Below are 23,362 nucleotides of genomic sequence, written 5' to 3' on the forward strand. Positions count from 1 at the left end.
GGCGCTTAGGCCCTCACCTGGCCGTCGCCGCGCAGCACGTACTTGTAGGAGGTGAGCGCGTCGGCGGCGAAGGGGCCGCGGGCGTGGATCTTCTGGGTGGAGATGCCGATCTCGGCCCCGAGGCCGAACTGGCCTCCGTCGGTGAAGGCCGTGGAGGCATTGGCGTACACCGCAGCGGCATCCACCTGGGAGAGGAAGGCCTCGATGACGGCCTCATCCTCGGCGACGACGGCCTCGGAGTGCTTGGTACCGTAGCGGTTCACGTGCTCGATGGCCTCGTCGGACCCTGCCACCGCATGCACGGCCAGATGGGGCCCCAAATACTCGGTCGCCCAGTCCTCCTCCGTGGCCGGTACCACCGCCGGCGCGGCCTCGTCGGACCTATCGGACAGGGGCAGCCCCGCGGCCTCCGCGATGGCGCGCACAGTCGCATCCCCGTGCACGGTGATGCCCGCCTCCAGCAAATCGCGCAGGATAGGCGGCAGCATTTCCGCGGCGGCCGACTCGTCTACCAGCAGCGTCTCGGCAGCGTTGCACACGCCCAGACGGCGGCACTTCGCATTCATGATAATGTCGTGCGCCATGGCCGGATCGGCCGAGGCGTGCACGTACACATGGCAGTTGCCCGTGCCCGTCTCGATCACCGGCACCTTCGCGTGCTCCACGCAATGGCGGATGAGCCCGGCACCGCCCCGGGGAATGAGCACGTCCACCAGGCCGTGCAGCTCCATGAGCACATCGGTGGCGGCGCGGTCGGTGGTGGTGACGGCGCAGATGGAGCCCTCGGGCAGGCCGGCTGAGACGGCGGCTGCGGCCAGAATGTCGGCGATGGCCTCGTTGGAGCGGGCCGCCAGGCTTCCGCCCCGCAGCACGCAGGCGTTGCCCGACTTCACGCACACACCGGCCGCGTCCGCCGTGACGTTCGGCCGCGCCTCGTAGACCATGGCCACCACGCCCAGAGGCACGCTCACGCGCCGCAGGCGGATACCGTTGTACAGCGTGGACTCCAGACTCACCTGGCCGAGCGGATCGGGCAGCTCCCGCAGCTCGTCCAGGGCATCGGCCATGGCGGCCACGCGAGCATCGTCCAGCATGAGCCGGTCGAGCAGGGCCTCGCTCGTGCCCGCCGCCCGGGCTGCATCCATATCGGCCCCGTTGGCCGTTACGATCTCGGCCGTATGCTCCCGCAGAGCCGCCGCCATAGCCGCAAGCGCCTCGTTGCGCTCCTCGGCCGTCGTCACCGCCAGCTTCGCGCTGGCCGCCTTCGCCTCCGCCGCCAACAGCGTTATCTCGTCGCGCAACGTCATTCGTGCCCTCTTTCTGACTTTGCCGGGGTGCCCCGCCGGAGGCCCCACGTGCTCAAACAAGTCCTCGCTTTCGTATCTGAAGGTGTGGAAATTTTACACCTTCAGATACGAGACTGCGGAATCTGCGCGCGAGGGGCCTCCGGCGGGGCACCTCGCTCGGCCAACGTTGCCGATCTACTCGAAACCCAACGTCGCGCCCAAAACAAGGGGCACGGGCAGGTGCAGCGTCGGCAGGCCCGTTCGTCCCACAAGGGCGAACGGAACCCGTTTACTCGAACAGCACCAGGTCGTCGCGGTGGATGACCGACCGGTCAACGAGCGGCGACAGGATGCCGTTGGCCGCCAGCTCTTCGCGGGTCTTGCCGCAGGCCAGCGCTATCAGATCGCTGCCGGCGGTCACACGCCCCCGGGCGAACACATGACCGGTGGCATCGGCCACGTCCACGATGCCGTCGGCGTCGAAGCGGCCCCGCACCTCGGCGATACCCACCGACAGCAGCGACTTGCCACGTTCCACGAGGGCCACGCGGGCCCCCTCGTCCACCACGAGCGTGCCGTGGACGGCATCGCCCAGGGCGATCCACAGCTTCTTCGGCGTGATCTCGTGGGGGCGCTCCGGGGCCGTGAACAGCGTGCCCACCGGCATCCCGGCCGCCGCATCCACCACGCAATCGGAGCGGCGCCCCTGGCAGATGACCATGGGAATGCCCGCGGCCATGAGCACCCGGGCCGCCTTGATCTTCGTGATCATGCCGCCGGAACCCACCCCCGACACCGCCCCGCCAGCTGCAGCCAGAATCTCACGGCCCACTCGATCAACCTGAGGTATCAGCTCGGCCGCCGGATCGATGAGCGGATTGGCTGTGTACAGTCCGTCGATGTCCGACAGAATGACCATGAGATCGGCATCGATCAGGCAGGCTACGAGCGCAGCCAGCGTATCGTTGTCGCCGAAGCGGATCTGTTCCACGCTCACCGTGTCGTTCTCGTTCACGATGGGCACCACCGCAAGTTCCAGCAAGCGGTTCAAGGTGTCGCGCGCATGCAGGTAGGCCGAGCGGTCGGCGGTATCGCGCCGGGTGAGCAGCACCACGCTCGTAAGCATGTCCCGCGCGCCGAAGGCCTCGGCGTAGGCCGTGGACAGGGCGCTCTGCCCCACCGAGGCCGCCGCCTGCAGGCTCGGCATATCGGTCGGCCGCTTGGCGATGCCGAGGGCCTCCAGACCGCAGGCGATAGCCGCCGAGGTGACGACGACCACATCCCAGCCGGCCGCGCGCACCCGCGCGATCTGATCGGCCAGATCAGCCAGAAATCCATAGTCGATAGAGCTCTCCGAGGTGGTCAGCGTGGCCGAGCCGATTTTCACCACCAGGCGCTTGCGCGTCCGTCCGCGCCCCGCCATTACAGATCCAGCTCCTGGTAGACATCCACCGCGCCGGCCGTGGGCGACTCGAAGGCGAAGGAGAAGCCGAGGATGCGCACCTCGTCGCCGTCGCGGGCACCGGCCTTCTCGAGGGCCGTGTCCACGCCCATGCGCTTGAAGCGGTGCTGGAAGAACGCAATGGCCTCCTCGTTCTCCCAGTCGGTCTGCACCACCATGCGCTCCACCTGCACGCCGCGTACGCGCCAGGCGCCTTCGCCCTCGGGTGCGATATCGAAGCGCTTCTCGCGGGCCTCGCGGCGCAGCTCCCACACATGGTCGTACTGCACGTCGGCCGCCGCGGCCTCGCGGGCCGCCTCGCGAAGGTCGTGCACCTTCGTGGCGATAGCCGCCTTCAGGGAGTCCACGCCAGCGCCCGTAAGCGCGCTGATGCGGTAGAGCTTCGGGTCGATGGGGCTTTCCACGAACTCGTTGCCGCCGGCCGCCTCGACAGAGTCGGCACGCACCCGCTCGGCCAGCTTCTCGCAGACCTCCTCGGTACCGGGCGCATCTATCTTGTTGGCCACGACGATGCGCGGCCGCGCCGCCAAGTCGCTCGCGTACTCGGCCAGCTCGCGCTTGATGATCTCGTAGTCCTCCAGCGGATCGCGCCCCTCCCAATCGCCGGTGAGATCCACGATCTGCACGATAAGGGCGGTGCGCTCGATATGGCGCAGAAACTCGTGCCCGAGCCCGCGGCCCTCCGAGGCCCCCTCGATGAGCCCGGGAATGTCGGCCACCACGAAGGACAGATCTCCCGACGTGGCCACACCCAAGTTCGGCACCAAGGTGGTGAAGGGATAGTCGGCAATCTTCGGACGGGCGGCGCTCATCTTCGCGATGAGGGAGCTCTTGCCGGCCGAGGGCATGCCCACCAGAGCCGCGTCGGCCATGAGCTTCATCTCCAGCTCGATCCAGCGCTCCTCGGCCGGCTCGCCGAGCTCGGCAAAGGCCGGGGCGCGCCGGGTGCTCGTGACGAAGTGGATGTTGCCGCGGCCGCCCATACCGCCACGGGCCACCACCACGCTCTCGCCGTCGTGGGTCAAATCGGCGATCATCTCCCCCACTTCGCGCTCATCCTCGAAGTACTCGCGCACCACGGTGCCCACGGGCACCTTCAGCACCAGGTCCTCGCCGGTGGCGCCGTGCATGCGGCTGCCCTTGCCGTGGGTGCCGCGCTCGGCCTTGAAGTGGTGCTTGAAGCGATACTCGATGAGCGACGACACACCGGCGTCGGCCTGCACGACCACGTTGCCGCCGTGGCCGCCGTCGCCGCCGTCGGGGCCGCCCTTGGGCACATGGGCCTCGCGGCGGAAGGACATGCAGCCGGCACCGCCGTTGCCGCCCTTCACGTTGATACGAACCTTATCGACAAACATAGGAACCTTCCGTTAGAGACAAGCTGTGCAAACTATACAACAATGCCCCCTGGGAATGCAGGGGGCATCGGGTGAGCGCTTGATGTTACGCAGTCGTTGAAACTAGAGCGTTTAGGCGGTCTGCTCGGCGGGGATCACGTGGATCTTGCGCTTGACGCCGCGCGTGAACTTCAGAGTGCCGTCGCAGAGGGCGAACAGGGTGTCGTCCTTGCCGCGGCCCACGTTCTCACCGGGATGGAACTTCGTGCCGCGCTGACGCACGATGATGTTGCCAGTGCGAACGCGCTCGCCGGCGAACTTCTTCACGCCGAGTCGCTGTGCGTGGGAATCACGACCGTTACGGGTAGAGCCCAAGCCTTTCTTGTGTGCCATGAGATGTTCCTCCTAACCCGTTTACTCGGCCTTGGCCGTTCCGACGGATTCGATCTTCACGCGAGTCAGGTTCTGACGATGACCGCGCAGCTTCTTGTAGTTCTTGCGCTTCTTGAACTTGAAGACCAACTGCTTGTCGCCCTTGAACTGCTCAAGGACGGTGGCCACGACCTTGGTCTTGGCGGCCTTGGCCGGATCGGCCTCCACCTTGTCGCCGTCCACGACGCAGATGGCCTCGAGCTCCACCTTGTCGCCGGGCTCCACGTCGAGCTTCTCGATGTTGATCTTGTCTCCGGGGGCGACCTTGTACTGCTTGCCGCCCGTCTTCACGATTGCGTACATGTAAGTTTCTCCTTGAATGTGACTAAACGCAAGGCGATATCTTACCAGCGTGACCCACCCGCGTCAATGATTTTCTTCCCCAATTTCCCACCGTTCACCGACGCTCTACATATATACGAGTCCCGGCGAAAGGCAGGGCGCCCGGTTGCCCGGACGCCCCGTAAGGAAGGATGACAGCCGGCAGGCTGTTATCGCTTTGCTGCGCCCATCCTAGGCCGCGCCGGGCAGGATGAGCATGGCGGCAGTCAGGATGACCATGCAGACCACACCGAGCACCACGAACAGCTTCGCGCCGAACTTGAGCCAGGTGGAGTACTCGATCTTGGCCAGGGCCAGGCCGCCCATGATGGCGCCGGAGGTGGGCGTGAACAGGTTCACGAGACCGTTGCCGGCGGAGTAGATCATGACCATGGTCTCGACCGAGAAGTTCAGCTGGTGGGCCAGGCCGCCCATGATCGGGATGGACACCGTGGCCATGCCCGAGGAGGACGGGATGAGGAACGACAACACCACGTACAGCAGGAAGGACAACGGCGCGAAGATGATGGCCGACATGCCGTTCAAAGCCGCGGCGGCGTTGTTCAGGATCCACATGTCCAGGCCGGTGGAGGCCATGAGCACGGTGATGGAGCGGGCCAGGGCGATGATGAGCACGACCGACATCATGTCGGCGGCGCCGTTGATGAAGGCCTTCACGAAGCGGCTCTCGGACACGCCGCCGATGACGCCGATGATGAGGGCCATCAGCAGGAACCAGGTGGAGGCCTCGTCGAAGTACCAGCCGCCCAGCGGCACGCCCGTGAGGAACGAGGACCACGCGGGCTGTACGGTCTCCTCGGAGACCGAGGTGGCCTCAACAGGCTCGGCGATGGTGGTCACCGTGGCGCCGTCGTTGGCATCGTCGATGGCGGTGGTGATCTCCTCGCCGGTCATCGTGGTGGTCACCTCTTCGGTCACCTGGCCAGCCTCGAAGATATCCACGCCCAGATCGGTCCAGGGGATGAAGGACACGATCATGATGACGAAGGTCAGCGCGAAGACCACGAGCGCGCCCTTCTGGCGGCCGGTCATCTTCGGGGTCGCGGCGGCCTGGCCGTCTGCGGCCTCGGCCTCGGACTCCTTCATGCCCCACTCGTTCATCATATCCTGCTGCTCCTGCAGAGACAGGAAGGTGGAGCCCTTATCGTTCATGACCTTCTTCGCGTAGCGCATCACGAACACGATGGAGATGGCCAGGGTCACGATCCAGAGGATGGCGCCCAGCGCGATGATGATGGCCTGGTTCACGGCGATGCCCACGCCCGACAGGGCGTCGACGGCCACGCCCACGGCGAACGGGTTCACCGTGGAGCCCAGCACGCCGCAGCCGGCGCCGAGGAGCACCACGGCCGCGCCGGTGAGGCTGTCGAAGCCCGCGGCTACCATGGTGGCGGCCAAGAGCAGGTAGAAGGGCACCGTCTCCTCGCACATGCCGTAGGTGGTGCCGCCGATGGAGAAGATGATCATGAGGATCGGGATGAGCACGAGCTCGTTGCCCTTGAGCTTGTGCACCAGCGCCGCGATGCCGGCGTCGAGCGCGCCGGTCTCGGTGATGATGCCCAAAAAGCCGCCGAGGATCATGACGAACAGGCACACGCCGATGGCGTCCTGGAAGCCGAACACCGGGGCGGTGAGCACGCCGGAAAGCGTCGCGCCCTCCACACCCTCAACGCCCATTGCGCCCATGATGACGGTCACGATGGCGAGCACCACGAGGATGATCAGCAAAATAGTGAACGAAGAGAGGCTCGCGCGCTTCTTCTTCTTTGTCTCTGCCATGAGATTCTCCTTATGGGAGTGGCGGCCGACCCCTCCCCGAATGCGACCGCCCGATGAATATTGCAAGGGGCGGGACGCGCACGCGCCCCGCCGTCAGCTCCGGAATGCGATCCCTACAGGGCCTCGCGCCAGGCCGGCATGGACATGCAGCGCGGGCCGCCGCGGCCGCGGGAGAGCTCCGCGGACGGCATGACCAGGCAGTTGATGCCGTTCTTGTAGAGCACGTCGTTGGTGACGTTGTTGCGCTGGTAGACCACCACGGTGCCGGGACGGACGCACAGCGTGTTGGAGCCGTCGTTCCACTGCTCGCGCTCCGCGGCGATGCGGTCGCCGCCGCCGCAGGGGATGAGCTGCACGGGCTGGCCGACGTACTCGGTCAGGATGGACTCCAGGTCCTCGTCGCGCTCGCGGATCTTGGTGCCGCCCTTGCCGTCGGGGGTAATCTCGAAGACCGTCAGCGGGCCCATGATGCCGGGGTGGATGGTGAACTTGTCGTAGTCGATCTGGGTGAACACCGTGTCCAGGTGCATGAAGGCGCGGGACACCGGGATGTTGAAGGCCAGGATGGTGTCGATGGTGGACGTCTCATCGCTGAACACGTTGTGGGCCAGCTGGTCGATGGCGTCGGGCTCGGTGCGCTGGGAGATGCCGATGGCCAGCACGTGGTCGTTGATGTTCAGCACGTCGCCGCCCTCGACGTGGAAGGTGTTCTCGCGGCTGTAGTACTGCGGCACGTCCTTGAAGTCGGGGTGGTAGTTGAAGATGTAGGAGCCGTAGATGGTCTCGCGGTTACGGGTGGTGCTGTACATGCGGTTGATGCCCACGCCGTTGCCGATCATGTTGAACGGGTCACGGGTGAAGTAGAGGTTCGGCATCGGCGCGCACACGAGCTTGGTGCGGTCGGACACCATGTCCACGAGCAGGTTGGTGTGCTGCTGCGGGAGCTCCTGGAGGTTGATGCCCGCCATGGTCTTCATGACCATGTCCTTGGTGCCGGCGTACTCGGAATTGATGTAGTCCTTGATGATGTCGGTGTACAGGTCGGTGCGGATGCCGGCCTCGTAGATCCACTGGTTCAGGAACTGCTCGCGCAGGGCCGGGTCGGTGTCGAGCGCCTCGGCCATGAGGTCCTCGAGGTAGACGACCTCCACGCCCTCGTTGCGCAGGATGTCGGCGAACGCGTCGTGCTCGGCCTGGGCAACTTCCAAGAACGGGATGTCGTCGAACAGCAGCTCCTCCAGGGTGTTCGGGGTGAGGTTGAGAAGCTCATTGCCCGGGCGATGGAGGATAACCTTCTTGAGGTTGCCGATCTCGCTCTTGACGTTTACTCCTTGCATGTGACTCTCCGATCTGGCGCAGGCGCGCCTGTCGATGTGCCGGCTGCCGTGGTTTCCCTCCACGGCCATCGCTTCCTTGGCGATGCTTGGTGAGACCAATGTGCAGGAAAGTCAGGGTTTGCGAAAGGTCTAAACCAGGTGTAGGGCCACGTGTATGTTGCGCCTATGCATGAAACTGTCTCCCTACAACCTTCATAAACCCCAGTTCAAATATACATTTTTACTTCACAGAGTTTTGACATGCCGTCAGCATATTGAGCACTGTTACCTTTCTGTTGACTACTCTGATCAAAATTCTGAAGCTCGGGATGATTCTAAGACGCACCGGCGCGTTGGTATATAATGAAGGTCGTAGCTCAACATCTGCACGCTGGCTGGAACGAGGGGGCTCATGGGGCTTGTCATCTTCTACGAAACGTTGCTGGTCATCTTGGTCTCGGTGCTCACGGCGGCGGTCTGTCTCTCATCGTATTTGGTGACACGACGCCGCACCATGCTCTTCGCCTGCGCCGCCTTCCTCTTCTACTTCCTCGATGTGGCCTCCATCCTGCAAGACGACTACGCCGCCCGCGCCCTCGGGCCCGACCTGTCCCCCGAGTACCTCTTCTTCCGCTCCATTTACACCCTCGTCACCGGGGCAGGCTTCCTCGGCGCCTTCTGGCTCATGGTCTGCGAGTACATCGGGGAGCGAAACCGCACGGTGCGCATAGCCCCCATCGCGGTGTTCTGCATCGTCTCCTTCGTGCTGCTGCTCATCTCCGGCGAGAGCAAGGTGCTGCGCTTCTGCTTCTACAACTGCCGCGCCTGCCTCATGTTCTGGATCCTTCTCTACGGGGGCGTCTACTACCTGCGCACCCGCGACGAGGTAGAGCGCCAGCGGCTGGCCCGCTATCTCCCCCATTGCGTGGCCCTGGCGTTTCTAGGGCTGCTCATGATCTTCGAAGACGTCATGTTCTTCCTCGTGCTGTCCTGCGACACCATCACGGTGGGGCCGTTCACCCTCACGGCCGAGCGCAACTACGCCGAGAACCTGCTCATGCTCATCTGCGCCGCCATGACCTGCCACTTCGCGTTGCGTCAGCTCGATATCCGCTCGCACACCTCCCCGGTGGTCGACGACACCAAGCGCTACCACCAGACCGCCGAGGATCTGCTCATCTACGCCCGGCGCCACTCATTGACCGCCCGCGAGCAGGAGGTACTCGACTACATCCTGCGCGACCAGGACAACCAGAACATCGCCTCGGCCATGTCGCTGGCCCCCTCCACGGTGAAGGTGCACGTGCACAACATCCTCCAGAAGACCGGCCATGGCAACCGCCAGGAGCTCATCCAGGATTTTTGGAAGACAGTGTAGGGCCCCGCCCGGCGTTAAGGCAAGCGGAGCCTATTAGTGCGCCTCGGCCCAGGTGGGGCCCCAGTTGACATCTACGAGCAGCGGCACACGCAGGTCGGCCACGCTCTCCATCACCTCGCGCACCATGGCCGAGAGGCGCTCCACTTCATCGGCAGGCACCGAGAAGTCCAGTTCGTCGTGGACCTGGATCATGAGCTGGGCCGCGAAGCCCTCGGCGAGCAGGCGGCGCTGAACCTCATTCATGGCCATCTTGATGATGTCGGCTGCGGTGCCCTGCATGGGATGGTTCATGGCCGTACGCTCGCCGAAGGAGCGTTGCTGGCGGTTCGTCGAACGCAGCTCGGGAATATGGCGCTTGCGGCCGAACATCGTTTCGGCGAAGCCGTTCTCCTTGGCCTCGCGCACAGTCTCGTCCAGGTAGGCGCGCACGCCCGGGTACACCTCGAAGTAGCGATCGATCATGTCCCTCGCCTCGGCCATGGGTATCTCCAACGTCTGCGAGAGCCCAAAGGCCTGCTGGCCGTACACGATGCCGAAGTTCACCGCCTTGGCGCGGCTGCGCAGAGCCGGCGTCACATCCTCGGGAGCTACGCCGAACACGCGGGCGGCCGTGGAGGTGTGCAGGTCGGCCCCGGAGTTGAAGGCGGCCACCAAGTGCTCGTCGGCCGATAAGTGCGCGAGCAGCCTGAGCTCGATCTGCGAGTAGTCCGCCGACAGGAACAGCTCCCCTTCCCGCAAGGGCACAAAGCAACTGCGAATCTGGCGCCCGAAGTCGGTGCGCACGGGAATGTTCTGCAGGTTCGGGTCCGATGAGGACAGGCGCCCCGTCGTGGTCACCGTCTCGTTGAACTGGGTGTGCACGCGCCCGTCAGCCGCCCGCATGCGGGGCAGGGCGTCGATGTAGGTGTTCTTGATCTTCGAGAACTCCCGATAGCGCAGGACCAGATCGGGCAGCGGGTGAATGGCCGAGAGCTCCGTGAGCACCTTCGCGTCCGTGGAGTAACCGCGCTGGTTCTTCTTCTTGGCCGGCAGTTCCAGCACTTCGAAGAGGATGTGGGCCAGCTGCTTGGGCGAGCTCAGGTTGAAGGTCTCGCCGGCCAGTTCGTAGATCTGGGCCGTGAGGTCGTCCACCTCGGCCTGGGCTGCGCGCCCGAGCTCTTCCAGACGCGGCACGTCGATAGCAGCCCCCACCCGCTCCATGCAGGCGAGCACGCCCACCAGCGGCAGGTCGATGTCAGCGTAGGCCTCCCAGGTGCCATCCCTCCTCAGGGCCTCCTCCAAAAGACCTTGGAGCATGCGCGCCGCCGTGGCCCGCACGGCCGCGCGCTCGCCGTCGGTCTCAGCAGCGGGCAGCGTGGCCCCGGCCACCGACTCCATCAGGGAATCGTAGGTATAGGCACTCGTGGAGGAGTTCAGCACATAGCCGGCCAGCCCCAGATCGAAACCGGCCATGGCGAGCACCTCCTCGTCGGTCACGCGGGCCGCCTCGGCGGTATCGACCGGATACACCCGGTGCACGTCGGCCTTCACATCCAAGGCGCAGAAGGTTCCCTCGCGTACGATGGACGCGAACAGATCGAGAGCACGCTCCCCCTCGGCCATCACCCGGGCCGAGCCCGTGACGAAGGCGGCCGTGGCGCCGTCGTTGAACAGCGACACCTGCTCGGGATCCACGAAGGCGACGCCGATGACCTCGCCGGCCGCGCAGGCGCGCTCGATCTCGGCGGCGCCGTCGGCCCCTTCCAAGGCAGGGGCCAAGGTGAATTCGATCTCGCGGGAGGGAGGCTCGGCGTCGATCATGGACAGCACCCGGGCCAGAGGGCTTGCCAGCTGGTACTTCCCGAAAGCCTCCTCCACATCGGCCGCATCGAAGGCCGGGAAGGCAGCGCCCTCCAGATCCAGGGGGAAGTCCAGGTCGCGCACGATGGTGGCTATCTCGCGCGACAGGAAGGCCATCTCGCGGCTGTTCTCCAGGTTCTCCCGCTGCTTGCCGCGCAGCTCGCCGATATGCTCGTAGATGCCCTCCATGGAGCCGTAGGCCTGCAGAAGCTTCGTGGCCGTCTTCGGGCCGATGCCGGGTACGCCGGGGATATTGTCGGAGGAGTCGCCCATCAGCCCCAGGTAGTCGATGAACTGGGCCGGGGTCACGCCGTAGCGCTCCTCCACTTCGGCCGGGCCGTTCACGGTGATGTCGGTGATGCCCTTCTTGGTGGTCACGATACGGGTCAGATCGGTCGCCAGCTGGTAGGCGTCCTTGTCGCCGGTCACGAGCAGCGTCTCGAAGCCCAAGGCCTCATCCCGGGCGGCGATGGTGCCCAAGATGTCGTCGCCCTCCCAGCCCGGTACCTTCACCACGGGAACGGCCATGGCCGCCAAAAGCTCCTCCATAACGGGGAACTGCACGCGCAGGTCGTCGTCCATGGGAGGCCGCTGGGCCTTGTACTGCTCGAGGGCCTTAATGCGGTGCACCGGCTTGCCGGCATCGAAGGCGCACACCACCGCATCGGGCTCGGCAATCTCGATGAACTTGCAGAACATGGAGAGGAAGCCGAACACGGCGTTGGTGGGAGTGCCGTCCTTGGCGGTCATGGGCGTCTGCACGGCATGGTAGGCGCGGTGCATCAGCGAGTTGCCATCGATGACGGCGATCTTCTTCGACATTCTGACTCCTTTGCGTCAATCGCAAGCGAACGAGCGGCTCATCGCCGGTCGGAACCGCCGGGTATTCCAATTCGCTCAGACAGTCCTCGCTTTGGAGAACAGCCCACCGGGCTGTTCTCGTCGCTGCGGAACTCGCTCGGTTGGAACACCCGCCGTTTCCTCTACACCCTTACATTTTCGATATACCTTTCATGCGCTCGGCCTTACGCATTCCACAAATAACCGACACCGCGCACCGTTTCCAGGCGCTGGGCCAGCTCGGGGCCGAGCTTGGCGCGCACGCGACGCACGTGCACGTCCACCGTGCGGCTGCCGCCGTAGTAGTCGAAGCCCCACACGCGGCGCAGAAGGGCGTCGCGCGAGTAGGTGCGCCCGGGGTGTGTGACGAGGAAGGCCAGAAGCGCGTACTCCAGATAGGTGAGATCCACCGGCTCGCCGCCCACCTTCACCTGATAGGTGGCCAGATTCACCGTCATGTTGTCCACCGAGATATAGTCGGCCGACGAGCCCTCGTTGCCCGGCCACAAAAGCTGGCGAATGCGCTGGGTGCACTCGGCTGCCGAAGCCCCGTGCACCACGAAGTCGGCCTTGCAGGACACGGGCAGGCGGAACTCGGCCAGCTGGTCCTCGTTCACGATGACGAGCATGGCGCCCGAGCCCTCCTCGGCCAGCACCGATTCTGCCGATGCGAGCGTGCCCAAATGGTCGCCACGGGCCTCGTAGATGATCAGGTCGTGGGTCGGATGGGCCGCGAGCAGCTTCTTGAACTGCGCCGACGAACCCGCTGCCACATCCACGTCCAGCTTCGAGAGCACCTGCTGGAACTTGTGGGCGTTGTCCAGGCTGTCGGCGATGAAGATGACGGTCTTGCGCTGCATGCTACAGCACCGCCAAATCGCGCTCGAGCTCCCAGGGGGTCACAATGCCCTGGTACGCCTCCCATTCGGCGCGCTTGGCGCGCACCAGGTAACTATGGATATGCTCGCCAAGCACCTCGCGCATGAGCGTGCTTTCCGCAAACAGCTCCACCGCCTCGCCCAAACTCTCGGGCAAGGTGGCAATGCCGCGGGCGCGATGCTCATGGCGGCTGCAGCCCAAAGGCGCCGCATCGTCCACGGGCGCCATGAGCTCAAGACCCTCCTCGATACCCGCCAGGCCGGCGGCGAGCATGACGGCGAAGGCCAGATAGGGGTTGGCCGCCGGGTCGGGACTGCGCAGCTCCACGCGGCAAGCCGCCTCGCTGCGCGGACGATAACCCGGGATGCGCACGAGGGTCGCGCGGTTGCGGGCGCCCCAGCTGATGCAGGTGGGAGCCTCCCCTCCCGGGCGCAGACGCTTGTAGGAGTTCACGTACTGGTTCGTGACCAGAGTGTACTCCGGAGCGTACTTCAAAAGACCGGCGATGTAGCTTTTCGCCGTGGCCGATAGGTTGTAGCCGGACGGATCGTTCTCGTCGAAGAACACGTTGTTGCCGTCCAGGTCGGTGAGGCTCTGGTGCACGTGCATGCCGTTGCCCGGCGCATCGGCCATGGGCTTGGGCATAAACGAGGCGTACACCCCGTGCTTCATGGCGATTTCCTTCACCACCTGCTTGTAGGTCATCACCGCGTCGGCCATGGAGAGCGCATCGGCCGAGCGCAGGTCTATCTCGTGCTGCGAGGGACCCTTCTCGTGGTGCGAGTACTCCACGGGAATGCCCATCTTCTCCAAGGTGAGCACCGTGTCGCGCCGCAAGTCGCTGGCCGAGTCGAGCGAGGTGAGATCGAAGTAGCTGCCCCGATCGAGCACCTCGGTGCCCTGGGCGTCCTCGAAGTAGAAGTACTCGAGCTCGGGCCCCACCACGAACGCATAGCCCATTTCGGCGGCCTTGCGCACCATACGGTCGAGCACAGAGCGCGGATCGCCCTCGTAGGGCGCTCCCTCCGGCGTGCGGATGTTGCATATCATACGGGCCACGGCGTTGGCCTGGGGACGCCACGGCAGCACCTGGAAGGTAGAGGGATCGGGGAAGGCCAGCATGTCCGACTCGCTTACGGCCGAGAAGCCCTCGATGCAGCTGGCATCGAAGCCCATGCCGTTTTCGAAGGCGGCTTCCAACTCGCCGGGCACCACGGCGAAGGACTTCATGTTCCCCAGCACGTCGGTGAACCAGAAGCGCACGAAGTGCACATCCCGGCTCTCGATGGTCTTCAGCACGAAATCTTGCTCTGGGGTGGTTACCACGTCACACTCCTCGCCGTCGTCGTTTATTCCGAATCATTATAGTTCGCGCCCCGCAGCACCCTCGCCCAAATTTACGAGACTGCAAAAGAAAAGACCCGCCGCAGATGCGACGGGTCTTCGCATGCGAGAAGCAAGGCCTACTCGGCAGCCTCCACGGCCTCGGCGACCTCGCCCTCGGTCAGCTCCACGCCGGGAGCCTCCTCGGTCGTGGCCTCGGCAGCGGCGTCCTCCATGTTCTGAACGTCCTGCTCGGCCTCGGCACGGGCGGCCTCCTCGGCGGCCTTGGCGGCAAAGGCGGCGGCGCGCTCGGCCTTAGCGGCGGCCTTGGCCTCGCGCTCGGCCTTCTTGGCAGCCTCGCGCTCGGCGATCTGAGCGGCGCGCTCGGCCTTCTTGGCAGCCTCGCGCTCGGCGACGACGTCCTTGGCGGAGCCGAAGCGATCGGCAAAGCGCTGCACGCGGCCACCGGTATCGATCAACTTCTGGGTGCCGGTGTAGAAGGGATGGCACGCGTTGCAGATGTCGATCTTCAGCTCGGGCTTCGTGGAGCGGGTGGTGAAGGTGTTACCGCAGCTGCACTTCACAACGCAGTCCACGTACTCCGGATGAATGTCCTGCTTCATGGGTTCTCCTATCTTCCCTTGGTTTCCGACCAAGGAGTCCGAATGCGGCTTGGTTTCCGACCAAGCCAGAGACAAGCTTGTCTATATTAGCACCCCCTCCGTGCAATGCAAGAAAAAAGACCCGCATTACACGGGTCTTTCAAGAATTGCCGGGGAGCGGCGCGTTCTACAGCTCCGTCACCCACAGGCCGTGCAGGTTGCAGTGCTCGTACACGCGCAGCGGTTTCTCGCCGGCGGGCACCACGAACTCGGCATGGGGAGCATCGGCCGGCGTCAGCGGCTTGATCTGGTAGCCCTTGTCGGTCACCAGGCAGATGAACTGGATCCAGTGCTCCTCGGTCATGGGATGGTCCACGCTGCCCACGTTCACGACCACCTTATCGCCGTCCACCTCGACGGCGGGCACGTGCTTCTCCAGGGCGGCGTCCTGGGAGTCGGCCACCAGCTCCACCATCTTCTCGCCGCAGCACACCAGCGGCACCCCGGCATCGAACACCTTCACGGCAATATTGCCGCAGTGCATGCATTTGAAGAACTTCACGTCCATATCGCACCTCGCATTTCTCATTGTCGTTCTCGCAAAGGCCGTGGTACCCGTCGGGCTATTCCACAGCCGTCGACCATTGTACGGGAAGCTGTCGCCGTACCCTCAAGAGCCACATAATCGACAACGGGACGTAACGAAGGCACATCCCGCCCGCGGGGCGCAACATACGGGGCGCCGTTGGGGCCGTGCGAGAAATCGCTAGGAAGGATCCTCGGGAGACGCAGGTTCGAGCGGCTCGGGAGGGCGGACAAAGCGGCGCGGACCTTCTTGGGGCAACTTGCGTTTCGCGGCGTACACCAGCATGGCGACGCCCGCAATGACGAGCGGAGCCGACAGCACCTGGCCCATGGTCAGCCAGCCGCCCCACAAGTAGCCCAGCTGCGCATCGGGCTCGCGCACGAATTCGATGAGGAAGCGGAACACGCCGTAGAGCAGCAGGAACGCGCCGACGAACGTGCCACGGGGGCGCGGGGGCATCTTTCGCGACAGAGCGAACAGCACGCAGAAGATGACCAGGCCCTCGAGCACCGCCTCGTAAAGCTGGCTCGGGTGGCGCGGCATCATACCGGCAGCCCCGCCGAACACCACGCCGATGGGCCAGTCGGTCGGCGCCCCCCACAGCTCTCCGTTCACGAAATTGGCGCAACGGCCGAAGAACAGCCCCAACGGCGCGGCAATAGCGCCCAGGTCGGCCAGCGTGAGAAATGGGATCTCCGTGAGGCGCGCGGCTACCGCCCCTCCGGCGAGCAAGCCCGCAAGCCCCCCGTGAAAGCTCATGCCACCCTGGTTGAAGGCGAAGATCTCGAGCGGATGGGCGAAGTAGTAGCCGTCGCCGTAGAAGAGCACGTAACCTGCGCGCGCGCCGAGCACCACGCCGATAATGGCGCACACCATAAGCGTGAGCAAGTCGTCCTCGGTCATGCCAAGCCGCCAGCGCTTCGCGACGCGGTAGATGACGAAGGCGGCCAGGGCGAAGCCGAGCACGTAGGCCAACCCATACCAGCGCACGACAAGCGGCCCCAGCGAGAAGGCGACAGGATCGAGGTTTTGGTAGATTTCGTTCAGCATTACAGATTCCCCTCGTGAGCGCCCATGCCGGCGCCCAACTCGATAGCGGCGAACTGGACTTCCTCGCGCAGCGCGGCGGGAATGGGCTGCATCGCCGAGATACGGACGGCGCAATGGGGGCACGTGAGCGTAAAGAGCGCCAGGTCGGGGCGAAGCACCATCATAGAGTCATAGGCGCGCACATCCATATCCGAAGCGCCGCACGCCGGACAGGTCAGGGTCGATCTCACCGCGCTCACCGCCTTTCCCTCCGATCGCGCCGATTTCTTCCATTGTAACAGAGCCGGCAGCGCCGGCAGCGGAACCGCAACGCGCCTGCGACGACGCAGCGCCGAGCGCTACAGGATGAAGCGGTTGCGGCCGCTGAACTTCTCGCGGCCGTTCGGCGCATTCGGGTCGATGTCGGGGCCGTGCACGAGGAAGTGTTCGCAGAAACGGCACACCTGCTTGACGGCGGCCTCGTAGTTGCGCTTCGGGTTCAAGAGCACGCCGAAGTCCTCGCACACCACGTGAGTCGGCCGATGGCAGGCGGCGTAGTGGCAATCGGCCGGACATGGCTCGCCGGACACGTTGTGCGGGCAGCGGCCCTGCATCTCATCGTCGCATCCGCGACGGCTCCAACAGCCTTCCATTCGCCAGCCTCTCTCGTAAAAAAGCGGGCCCCGCAGAGCCCGCTCGCTTCTCATTGTCGTTGCCGCCTAGGCAGCCGGCACCACGCTCGTCACACCGGGCACGCGCTCCTTCAGAATGCGCTCCACGCCGTTGGCCAGCGTCATCTGGGACATGGGGCAGCCCTTGCAGGCACCCTGCAGCTCCACGGTGACCACGCCGTCCTCGGATACGTCCACCAGCTGCACATCGCCGCCATCGGCCTGCAGGCTCGGGCGGATCAGTTCCAGCACGGCAGCCACATCGGACTTCTCAACCATAACACACTTCCTTTCAAGAAGCAGCTCGCAAATCCTCGGGCATCATAGCACAGCCTAGGCGGCGGAAATCCAGTCTTGGCCGATAATCACGAGAACGTCGGTGTTGAAGCTGTAGAAGTCGCCGCCGTTCACCACGCGCCCAGCCGACAGGTCGCTCACCACGGCTTTGGCGGCCAGCTCGTTCTCCTCGCCGCGGTAGATGACGAGCGTCTCGGGGTAGGCGGTGCCGTCGTCCACGTTGCCGACGCCCTCCACCGCATAGCCGTCCGTGGTCAGAAGCTCGCCGCAGCGGGCCGCCGCTCCCTGGATGCCCGAGCCGTTGCGCACCTCCACGCTCACCGTCGCCCGATCCATGTTGGCCACGTTGCCCTCGGCGCTCTCGGGAGCGTTGCCGGCGCGGACCGCCTCCATCATGCTCTCCAGCTCCTCGCCGAACACCTCGTAGGAGAGCGCACCGTCGGTCTCGGCCAGACGCCCCGGCACCACCGACGCGTACACTGTCGCCTCGGCAAGGGGGCGCAGAGCATCCCCCAGGGCGATGAGCTGAGCGCTCGACCAGTCGGTGCTCACCGCCGAGGCGCCGTCGCCGATGATGCTCGCAAAGCTCAGGCCCTCCCCCGACGTGGCGCGCCCGGCCAAGTTAACCGTGAAGGCCGCGCGGTTCTTGGCCTGAGCCTCCAACCCATCGGCGAAGTTCGAGGCGCGCAGCAGCGTAAGAGCCTGATCAGCGTCGAGGACCTGCTCTCCCGCCTTGATGACCTGGATGCCAGCCCGCGGGTCGTCCACTTCCTCGGAAACAAGCACCGGCACGCCGCCCGCCAAATCGACCAGACGCGCCAGGCCGTCCGCATCGGTGCGGGCAAAATGCGCGATCTCCACACCGAGAAGCTCCTCCACCTGGTCGATCAGCTCGGCATCGCCGCCCACGGCACGGGCGTCGCTCAAGGGGTGCACTTGCCCGTCGGACAGCGATACCATGATTTGCGGAGGCACCGATACGAAGGTGAGCACGCGCGCCGCCTCGTCGATGCGCACGACGAGATAGGCCTCCCCTGCCGCCGCATCCGGCTCGACCGCGGTGCCGAGCGATGCCGTGCACAGCGCGTAGTACGGCTCGCCCTCAGCAGGCGCGGTCAGGGCGTCCTTCGCATTGGAGTCACCGAGCGAGAGCTGGGAGTCGGAGAAGAAGAAGTAGGCCGACACCCCCGCGAAGACCGCTACGGCCACCACGGCCACGGCGATGACGACGCCTGCCGCCAATCGCCGCTTGCGCGCTTGGGACTGGATCTGCTCCACATAGCCGCGGCGGCTGGTGCGACGGGCGAAGTCGGCGTCGCTCTCGCCGCTCGTGGCCTGGGGATCCACCTGATCGACATAGCCGCGCGTCGCTCGCCGCGAGCGACGCCCATCGGAAAAGTCGACCTTCGAGGTGCCGGCATCGGGGCGCCCCGCGGCGTGACGGCCCCGCGAGGCCGAACGCTCCACATGGGAGCCGATCATGGAGTCGCTCATGCGACGCGAGGTGCGTTTGGTCTGGGAGGCGGAGAACCCCTTCTTGCGAAAACCCATGGAGCTCCCCTAGCAATCGACGTCGTCTGCGGCCACGCGACGGATATCCGCCCCGAGCGAGGCAAGCTTGCCCACATAGTCCTCGTAGCCGCGGTCGATATGCTCCAAGTGGTGCACCCGGGTCTCTCCGTCGGCCACGATGCCCGCGAGCACGAGAGCGGCACCGGCGCGAAGATCGGTGGAAGACACCGGGGCGCCCTCCAGCTCTTCCACGCCGCGTACGATGGCATGGTGCTCGTCCAGAATCACATCGGCGCCCATGCGCATGAGCTCGGCAGCGAACATGAAGCGGTTCTCGAACACGTTCTCGGTGATAACCGACACATCGTCGGCCAGGGCCGCCAGCAGCATGAACTGGGCCTGCAGGTCGGTGGGGAACCCGGGATGCGGCAGCGTTTGGATGTCCACCGCGTGCAACGGGCCCGTGCGCGTAACGCGCACCCAGTCCTCACCGCACTCCACCGCACAGCCCATGGCCCGCAGCTTCATGATGGCCATGCGCAAGAAGGCCGGATCGATACCGTGCACCGTAACGGGGCCGCCGGTAAGCGCGCCGCCCACCAGGAACGTGCCCGCCTCGATGCGATCGCCCACGCAGGTGTGATCGCAGGGGTGCAGACAAGCCAGCGGCACGCCCTCAACCTCGATGAGCGACGTGCCCGCGCCGGACACCTTCGCACCCATGGCGTTCAGCATGTTCGCCAAGTCCTCGATCTCCGGCTCGCAGGCGGCATTCTCGATGGCCGTGTGGCCCTCGGCGGTCACCGCAGCCATAAGCATGTTCTCGGTGGCGCCCACCGAGGGGAACTCCAGGTACACATGGGCGCCGTGCAGTCCATCGGGCGTCGTAGCATGCAGCACCCCGTGATCCACGTCGAAGCGCACGCCCAGAGCCTCCAGGCCCACCAGGTGCATGTCGATCTTGCGGGCGCCGATCTGACAGCCGCCGGGCATGGCCACCCGCGCCTCGCCGAATCGCCCGATAAGCGGGCCGAGCACGGAAATGGACGCGCGCATCTTCGAGACGAGCTCGTAGGGAGTCTCGCACGAATCGACGGATGCGGTATCGATGGTAAGCGTGTGCCCCTCGCGCGCGACCGCGGCCCCGAGGCGATCGAGCACCTCGCCCATGATCTCGATATCGGAGATGACGGGCACGTTGCGAATCGTGGAGACGCCCTGGCCGAGCAACGAGGCGGCCATGAGCTTGAGGGCCGAGTTCTTGGCGCCGGCCACGGTCACGTCACCGGAAAGGGTATGGTTGCCCTGAACGATAATGACTTCCTGGTTCATTTCTAGTCCTTTTGACGGAACGCGGGGAGCGCTCCTCAGTCATGCCATATGTTCCTATAAGTCTCATCATTATAGAAAAAAAGCCGCGCACAGGCACGGCCTTTCATGAGGTTTGCAGAACGGATCGGTAACGCGCGGCGCAAAAAAGGACGCCCCTTCAAGGGGCGTCCACAAAATACGATATGTCGCCGGCTGGCTACTCGCCCAGGGCGAAGCGGACGAAGCCGGTGATGGCGATGGTGCCGCCCAGCTCCTTGGCGCACTCGTCGGCGTAGGCCGACACCGTGAGGTCGGGGTTCTTCACGAAGTCCTGCTCGGCGAGGCAGTTCTCCTTGTAGAACTTGTCCATGCGGCCGAGCGCGATCTTCTCCTGGATGGCCTCGGGCTTGCCGGACTCGGCGGCCTGGGCCTTGTAGATCTCCATCTCGTGGGCGGCCACGTCGGCGGGCACGTCCTCGCGGGTGGCGGACACCGGGTTCAGGGCGGCCACCTGCATAGCGATGTCGCGACCGCACTTCTGGAAGCCCTCGGAAGCCGGATCGATGCCCTCGACGGCAAACGTCACGAGCACGCCGATCTTGCCGCCGCCGTGGATGTAGGCGGCCACGGCCGGGGCCTCCACCACGGCCACGCGAGCCAGCTGGGCGTTCTCGCCCATCACGTGGATGCAGTCGGTCACGACGGCCTCGACGGTCTCGCCGTCGATCTCGGCGGCCTTCAGCGCCTCCACGTCGGCCGGCTTGGCAGCCAGGGCAGCGCGGGCGATCTTCTCGGCGTAGGCCTTGAACTTCTCGTTCATGCCCACGAAGTCGGTCTCGCAGTTCAGCTCGACGACGGCGCCGGTGGTGCAGGCGTCGTCCACGATAGCCATGACGGTGCCCTCGTTGGTGGCGCGGCCGGCCTTCTTGGCCACGGCGGCCAGACCGCGGGTGCGCAGCACGTCGACGGCTTTCTCCATGTCGCCGTCGGCCTCGGCCAGGGCCTTCTTGCACTCCATCATGCCCGCGCCGGTCATCTCGCGGAGCTCCTTCACCATAGCGGCGGTGATATCAGCCATGAATTCCTCCTTAGGGAATGAAGGGGTTTGCTTACTCGGAAACAGCGTCGGCCACCACGTCGGCGGCAACCTCGGCGCCCGCGCCCTCGGCCACGTCGGCGGCAGCCTCGACGGCCACCTCGGCGGCGGCGTCGGCGGCAGCGGCCTCGCCGGCCATCTCGGCGGCGGTCACGTCGGCGCCGGTGCCGGCAATCACGGCGTCGGCCATGAAGTCGGCGAGCAGGCGCACCGAGCGGATGGCGTCGTCGTTAGCCGGGATGCCGTAGTCCACGTCATCGGGATCGCAGTTGGTGTCCAGAGTGCCCACCACGGGGATGTTCAGACGATGGGCCTCATGCAGGGCGATGCCCTCGCGGTTGGTGTCGATCACGAAGATGGCGTCGGGCACCTTCTTCATGTTGCGGATGCCGTTGAGGTTGGTCTGCAGCTTGGCGAGCTCCTTGTGCAGCAGGATCTGTTCCTTCTTGGGCAGCAGGGCCATGCGGCCGTCGGCATCCATGGCCTCCAGCTCCTCCATGCGGCGCACACGGGTGCGGATGGTGGCGAAGTTGGTGAGCATACCGCCGAGCCAGCGGGCGTTCACATAGGGCATGCCGCAGCGGTTGGCAGCCTCGGACACGGCCTCCTGGGCCTGCTTCTTGGTGCCCACGAACAGCACGGTGCCGCCCTTGCGGGTCAGGTTGCTCACGAAGGTGTAGGCCGCATCCAGGCCGTAGAGGGTCTGCTTGAGGTCGATGATGTAGATGTCGCCGCGATTGCCGAAGATATAGGGCTTCATCTTCGGGTTCCAACGGCGGGTCTGATGCCCGAAATGCGCACCGGCATCGAGCAGCGTGGTGATGCTGACTTTCGTCATGATCGCTCCATTCGTTAGTCCTCTGCCCGAGGTCTTCCCCGTCTGCCGCAGCCTTTTTCCGGTGGCCACTCGCGGAGGCAGGTCGCCCGAGCATGTGTGATAGTTACCGCTGCATCTTACGACCCTCGCAGACACAGCCTGTCTAAAATAGCACAATCGGCCGCTTATGCAAGGGATTGCGCAAAGAAAATGCTTTTATGTGTTACTCGCACGCCCGTTGAAAGGTGAGGGGCCTAAAAGCCTGCGCTCTCGATCTACTTGAGGCGCATCCAATGGGAATTGGCCTTGCTTTTCGTGTAGCAGCTATTCTTATTGTAGCCCGCTGCCCAGGTTTTATTCGCCAACTTCCAATTGTAAAGGCTCGTCTTGCCGAAAGGCGCCTTTCCGTCCCAAAAGTAATCCACCTTGTCGTGCCGTCCGTAGTCGTCGGCAAGCACTCCATTCTGATAATAGCGCAACGTCGAGTACGGAACATTGTTCCCACCAACGCCAATGCAGAGCCCCTTGTACTTAGAAGGGTAGGTGATCGTTACCTTCACTGTAGCCTTCTTGTACACGTGTACTGAAGACCACAAGTCGCTTTTGTACTTCTTCCCCCCGGTGAACCTCCACTTGCCGGACTTGACGGTGACGCCCTTGTCGTTGGGCACCTCCAGGCTCTTCCCCGTGTTGTAATCCACAACAGCGTACCAAATATAGCCAAAAGCCCCGTCATTCCAATTTCCCGACCAATCCTTCATGCCCCTGATCTGTTTTTTCGTAGGCGAGAACCTATTGTTGAACACCAGCGTGAAGGTGGCCTTCTTGTAGCCCTTCTTCTTCGCTTTGGAAACCTTCCAGTTCTTAATCGTGGCCGTCATGCCCTCGTAGCCCGTGTAGCCACCCTTTCCGGCACCCGGCCATGAGGTTTTGAACTTCACCGTTCTGTTCTTCTTCAAATCCCATTTCAAACCCAGTGACTTCATATGGGGCTTTGTGGCCGCATGAGCCTTCTCCGCGGTGGCGGGCAGCGCCACCATGGTCGACGCCAGCGCCACCGTCGCCAGCACGCACGCAGCCTTCTTGAGCGGTTTCTTCATATTTTTTCTCCTTTTATTCTTAATCCCGGTACCGATGCCGAAAAGATCTCGAGTCGTCCTCCCGGCCCCTCAGCATTCGCGTTTCTATTTCAGATCCCGTGGAATCGCGGGGCTTTCATGAAATGTGT

General features: G+C 64.6%; 22 protein-coding genes. 1 reads left to right on the forward strand and 21 read right to left on the reverse strand.

All coding sequences use genetic code 11. The features are described from left to right. Positions 1 to 5: 5 nt before the first annotated feature. The 7 genes from C811_RS07995 to arcA all read right to left on the reverse strand — a co-directional run bounded on the left by C811_RS07995 (position 6) and on the right by arcA (position 7,975). Complete coding sequence (locus tag C811_RS07995; protein ID WP_016309048.1) at positions 6 to 1,307, reverse strand: glutamate-5-semialdehyde dehydrogenase; 1,302 nt, start codon at positions 1,305 to 1,307, stop codon at positions 6 to 8. 268 nt (positions 1,308 to 1,575) lie between these two features. After that, entirely contained in the window at positions 1,576 to 2,709 is a 1,134-nt protein-coding gene (gene proB / locus C811_RS08000; protein WP_016309049.1) for a glutamate 5-kinase, read from the reverse strand. Then, complete coding sequence (gene obgE, locus C811_RS08005) at positions 2,709 to 4,106, reverse strand: GTPase ObgE (protein ID WP_016309050.1); 1,398 nt, start codon at positions 4,104 to 4,106, stop codon at positions 2,709 to 2,711. The genes proB and obgE overlap by 1 nt, the downstream gene beginning before the upstream one ends. 111 nt (positions 4,107 to 4,217) lie before the next feature. Then, positions 4,218 to 4,478 (reverse strand): 50S ribosomal protein L27, encoded by a 261-nt coding sequence (gene rpmA / locus C811_RS08010; RefSeq protein WP_016309051.1) that lies wholly within the window; start codon positions 4,476 to 4,478, stop codon positions 4,218 to 4,220. Positions 4,479 to 4,499: 21 nt separating this feature from the next. Continuing rightward, positions 4,500 to 4,820, reverse strand: coding sequence for a 50S ribosomal protein L21 (gene rplU, locus C811_RS08015; RefSeq protein WP_016309052.1), 321 nt, complete (start codon positions 4,818 to 4,820; stop codon positions 4,500 to 4,502). A gap of 210 nt (positions 4,821 to 5,030) precedes the next feature. Beyond that, a complete protein-coding gene (locus tag C811_RS08020; RefSeq protein WP_016309053.1) occupies positions 5,031 to 6,638 on the reverse strand; it encodes a YfcC family protein in 1,608 nt (535 codons plus the stop codon). A gap of 113 nt (positions 6,639 to 6,751) precedes the next feature. Next, on the reverse strand, positions 6,752 to 7,975 hold the full coding sequence (arcA, locus tag C811_RS08025) for an arginine deiminase (RefSeq protein ID WP_031324958.1): 1,224 nt from the start codon (positions 7,973 to 7,975) through the stop codon (positions 6,752 to 6,754). 391 nt (positions 7,976 to 8,366) lie between these two features. Between arcA and C811_RS08030 the strand changes: the two genes are divergently transcribed. After that, a complete protein-coding gene (locus C811_RS08030) occupies positions 8,367 to 9,332 on the forward strand; it encodes a helix-turn-helix transcriptional regulator (protein WP_016309055.1) in 966 nt (321 codons plus the stop codon). A gap of 33 nt (positions 9,333 to 9,365) precedes the next feature. Here the strand turns inward: C811_RS08030 and polA are convergent, their stop codons facing one another. From polA to C811_RS08100, 14 genes are all read right to left on the reverse strand, one after another. Next, positions 9,366 to 11,993 (reverse strand): DNA polymerase I, encoded by a 2,628-nt coding sequence (gene polA, locus C811_RS08035; RefSeq protein WP_016309056.1) that lies wholly within the window; start codon positions 11,991 to 11,993, stop codon positions 9,366 to 9,368. Positions 11,994 to 12,196: 203 nt separating this feature from the next. Next, complete coding sequence (locus C811_RS08040) at positions 12,197 to 12,871, reverse strand: winged helix family transcriptional regulator (protein WP_016309057.1); 675 nt, start codon at positions 12,869 to 12,871, stop codon at positions 12,197 to 12,199. A 1-nt stretch (position 12,872) separates the two neighbouring features. Then, the gene (locus tag C811_RS08045) at positions 12,873 to 14,216 is read right to left on the reverse strand and encodes a glutamine synthetase family protein (RefSeq protein WP_016309058.1); all 1,344 of its coding nucleotides are present in this window, start codon (positions 14,214 to 14,216) and stop codon (positions 12,873 to 12,875) included. 137 nt (positions 14,217 to 14,353) lie between these two features. Beyond that, positions 14,354 to 14,836, reverse strand: a complete 483-nt coding sequence (gene rpmE / locus C811_RS08050; protein WP_016309059.1) for a 50S ribosomal protein L31 — start codon at positions 14,834 to 14,836, stop codon at positions 14,354 to 14,356. A 166-nt stretch (positions 14,837 to 15,002) separates the two neighbouring features. Further along, the gene (locus C811_RS08055; RefSeq protein WP_016309060.1) at positions 15,003 to 15,383 is read right to left on the reverse strand and encodes a desulfoferrodoxin family protein; all 381 of its coding nucleotides are present in this window, start codon (positions 15,381 to 15,383) and stop codon (positions 15,003 to 15,005) included. 198 nt (positions 15,384 to 15,581) lie between these two features. After that, on the reverse strand, positions 15,582 to 16,451 hold the full coding sequence (gene lgt / locus C811_RS08060) for a prolipoprotein diacylglyceryl transferase (RefSeq protein WP_016309061.1): 870 nt from the start codon (positions 16,449 to 16,451) through the stop codon (positions 15,582 to 15,584). Next, a complete protein-coding gene (locus C811_RS08065) occupies positions 16,451 to 16,681 on the reverse strand; it encodes a CpXC domain-containing protein (RefSeq protein WP_031324960.1) in 231 nt (76 codons plus the stop codon). Before C811_RS08065 ends, lgt begins: the two co-directional genes overlap by 1 nt. Positions 16,682 to 16,789: 108 nt before the next feature. After that, positions 16,790 to 17,083, reverse strand: coding sequence for a hypothetical protein (locus C811_RS08070; RefSeq protein WP_022926454.1), 294 nt, complete (start codon positions 17,081 to 17,083; stop codon positions 16,790 to 16,792). A gap of 66 nt (positions 17,084 to 17,149) precedes the next feature. Further along, on the reverse strand, positions 17,150 to 17,380 hold the full coding sequence (locus C811_RS08075; RefSeq protein WP_016309064.1) for a NifU family protein: 231 nt from the start codon (positions 17,378 to 17,380) through the stop codon (positions 17,150 to 17,152). A 54-nt stretch (positions 17,381 to 17,434) separates the two neighbouring features. Beyond that, a complete protein-coding gene (locus C811_RS08080) occupies positions 17,435 to 18,949 on the reverse strand; it encodes an LCP family protein (RefSeq protein WP_016309065.1) in 1,515 nt (504 codons plus the stop codon). A gap of 9 nt (positions 18,950 to 18,958) precedes the next feature. After that, the gene (gene murA, locus C811_RS08085) at positions 18,959 to 20,242 is read right to left on the reverse strand and encodes a UDP-N-acetylglucosamine 1-carboxyvinyltransferase (RefSeq protein ID WP_016309066.1); all 1,284 of its coding nucleotides are present in this window, start codon (positions 20,240 to 20,242) and stop codon (positions 18,959 to 18,961) included. Positions 20,243 to 20,438: 196 nt separating this feature from the next. Beyond that, complete coding sequence (tsf, locus tag C811_RS08090; protein WP_016309067.1) at positions 20,439 to 21,299, reverse strand: translation elongation factor Ts; 861 nt, start codon at positions 21,297 to 21,299, stop codon at positions 20,439 to 20,441. A gap of 31 nt (positions 21,300 to 21,330) precedes the next feature. Then, positions 21,331 to 22,155: a 30S ribosomal protein S2 gene (gene rpsB, locus C811_RS08095; protein WP_016309068.1), complete on the reverse strand. Its 825-nt coding sequence runs from the start codon at positions 22,153 to 22,155 to the stop codon at positions 21,331 to 21,333. Positions 22,156 to 22,409: 254 nt separating this feature from the next. Continuing rightward, on the reverse strand, positions 22,410 to 23,234 hold the full coding sequence (locus C811_RS08100) for a hypothetical protein (protein ID WP_016309069.1): 825 nt from the start codon (positions 23,232 to 23,234) through the stop codon (positions 22,410 to 22,412). Positions 23,235 to 23,362 lie beyond the last annotated feature (128 nt).

This window comes from Adlercreutzia caecimuris B7, from assembly GCF_000403355.2.
GTDB classification, from domain to species: domain Bacteria; phylum Actinomycetota; class Coriobacteriia; order Coriobacteriales; family Eggerthellaceae; genus Adlercreutzia; species Adlercreutzia caecimuris.

Coding starts and splice junctions, on each gene's coding strand:
- C811_RS08080 (WP_016309065.1), bottom strand. CDS start 18,949: ATGGGTTTTCGCAAGAAGGGGTTCTCCGCCTCCCAGACCAAACGCACC.
- rplU (WP_016309052.1), bottom strand. CDS start 4,820: ATGTACGCAATCGTGAAGACGGGCGGCAAGCAGTACAAGGTCGCCCCC.
- C811_RS08030 (WP_016309055.1), top strand. CDS start 8,367: ATGGGGCTTGTCATCTTCTACGAAACGTTGCTGGTCATCTTGGTCTCG.
- C811_RS08040 (WP_016309057.1), bottom strand. CDS start 12,871: ATGCAGCGCAAGACCGTCATCTTCATCGCCGACAGCCTGGACAACGCC.
- proB (WP_016309049.1), bottom strand. CDS start 2,709: ATGGCGGGGCGCGGACGGACGCGCAAGCGCCTGGTGGTGAAAATCGGC.
- murA (WP_016309066.1), bottom strand. CDS start 20,242: ATGAACCAGGAAGTCATTATCGTTCAGGGCAACCATACCCTTTCCGGT.
- C811_RS08070 (WP_022926454.1), bottom strand. CDS start 17,083: ATGGAAGGCTGTTGGAGCCGTCGCGGATGCGACGATGAGATGCAGGGC.
- C811_RS07995 (WP_016309048.1), bottom strand. CDS start 1,307: ATGACGTTGCGCGACGAGATAACGCTGTTGGCGGCGGAGGCGAAGGCG.
- arcA (WP_031324958.1), bottom strand. CDS start 7,975: ATGCAAGGAGTAAACGTCAAGAGCGAGATCGGCAACCTCAAGAAGGTT.
- C811_RS08075 (WP_016309064.1), bottom strand. CDS start 17,380: ATGGTTGAGAAGTCCGATGTGGCTGCCGTGCTGGAACTGATCCGCCCG.
- C811_RS08055 (WP_016309060.1), bottom strand. CDS start 15,383: ATGGACGTGAAGTTCTTCAAATGCATGCACTGCGGCAATATTGCCGTG.
- rpsB (WP_016309068.1), bottom strand. CDS start 22,155: ATGACGAAAGTCAGCATCACCACGCTGCTCGATGCCGGTGCGCATTTC.
- rpmE (WP_016309059.1), bottom strand. CDS start 14,836: ATGAAGCAGGACATTCATCCGGAGTACGTGGACTGCGTTGTGAAGTGC.
- tsf (WP_016309067.1), bottom strand. CDS start 21,299: ATGGCTGATATCACCGCCGCTATGGTGAAGGAGCTCCGCGAGATGACC.
- rpmA (WP_016309051.1), bottom strand. CDS start 4,478: ATGGCACACAAGAAAGGCTTGGGCTCTACCCGTAACGGTCGTGATTCC.
- C811_RS08100 (WP_016309069.1), bottom strand. CDS start 23,234: ATGAAGAAACCGCTCAAGAAGGCTGCGTGCGTGCTGGCGACGGTGGCG.
- C811_RS08020 (WP_016309053.1), bottom strand. CDS start 6,638: ATGGCAGAGACAAAGAAGAAGAAGCGCGCGAGCCTCTCTTCGTTCACT.
- polA (WP_016309056.1), bottom strand. CDS start 11,993: ATGTCGAAGAAGATCGCCGTCATCGATGGCAACTCGCTGATGCACCGC.
- lgt (WP_016309061.1), bottom strand. CDS start 16,451: ATGCTGAACGAAATCTACCAAAACCTCGATCCTGTCGCCTTCTCGCTG.
- obgE (WP_016309050.1), bottom strand. CDS start 4,106: ATGTTTGTCGATAAGGTTCGTATCAACGTGAAGGGCGGCAACGGCGGT.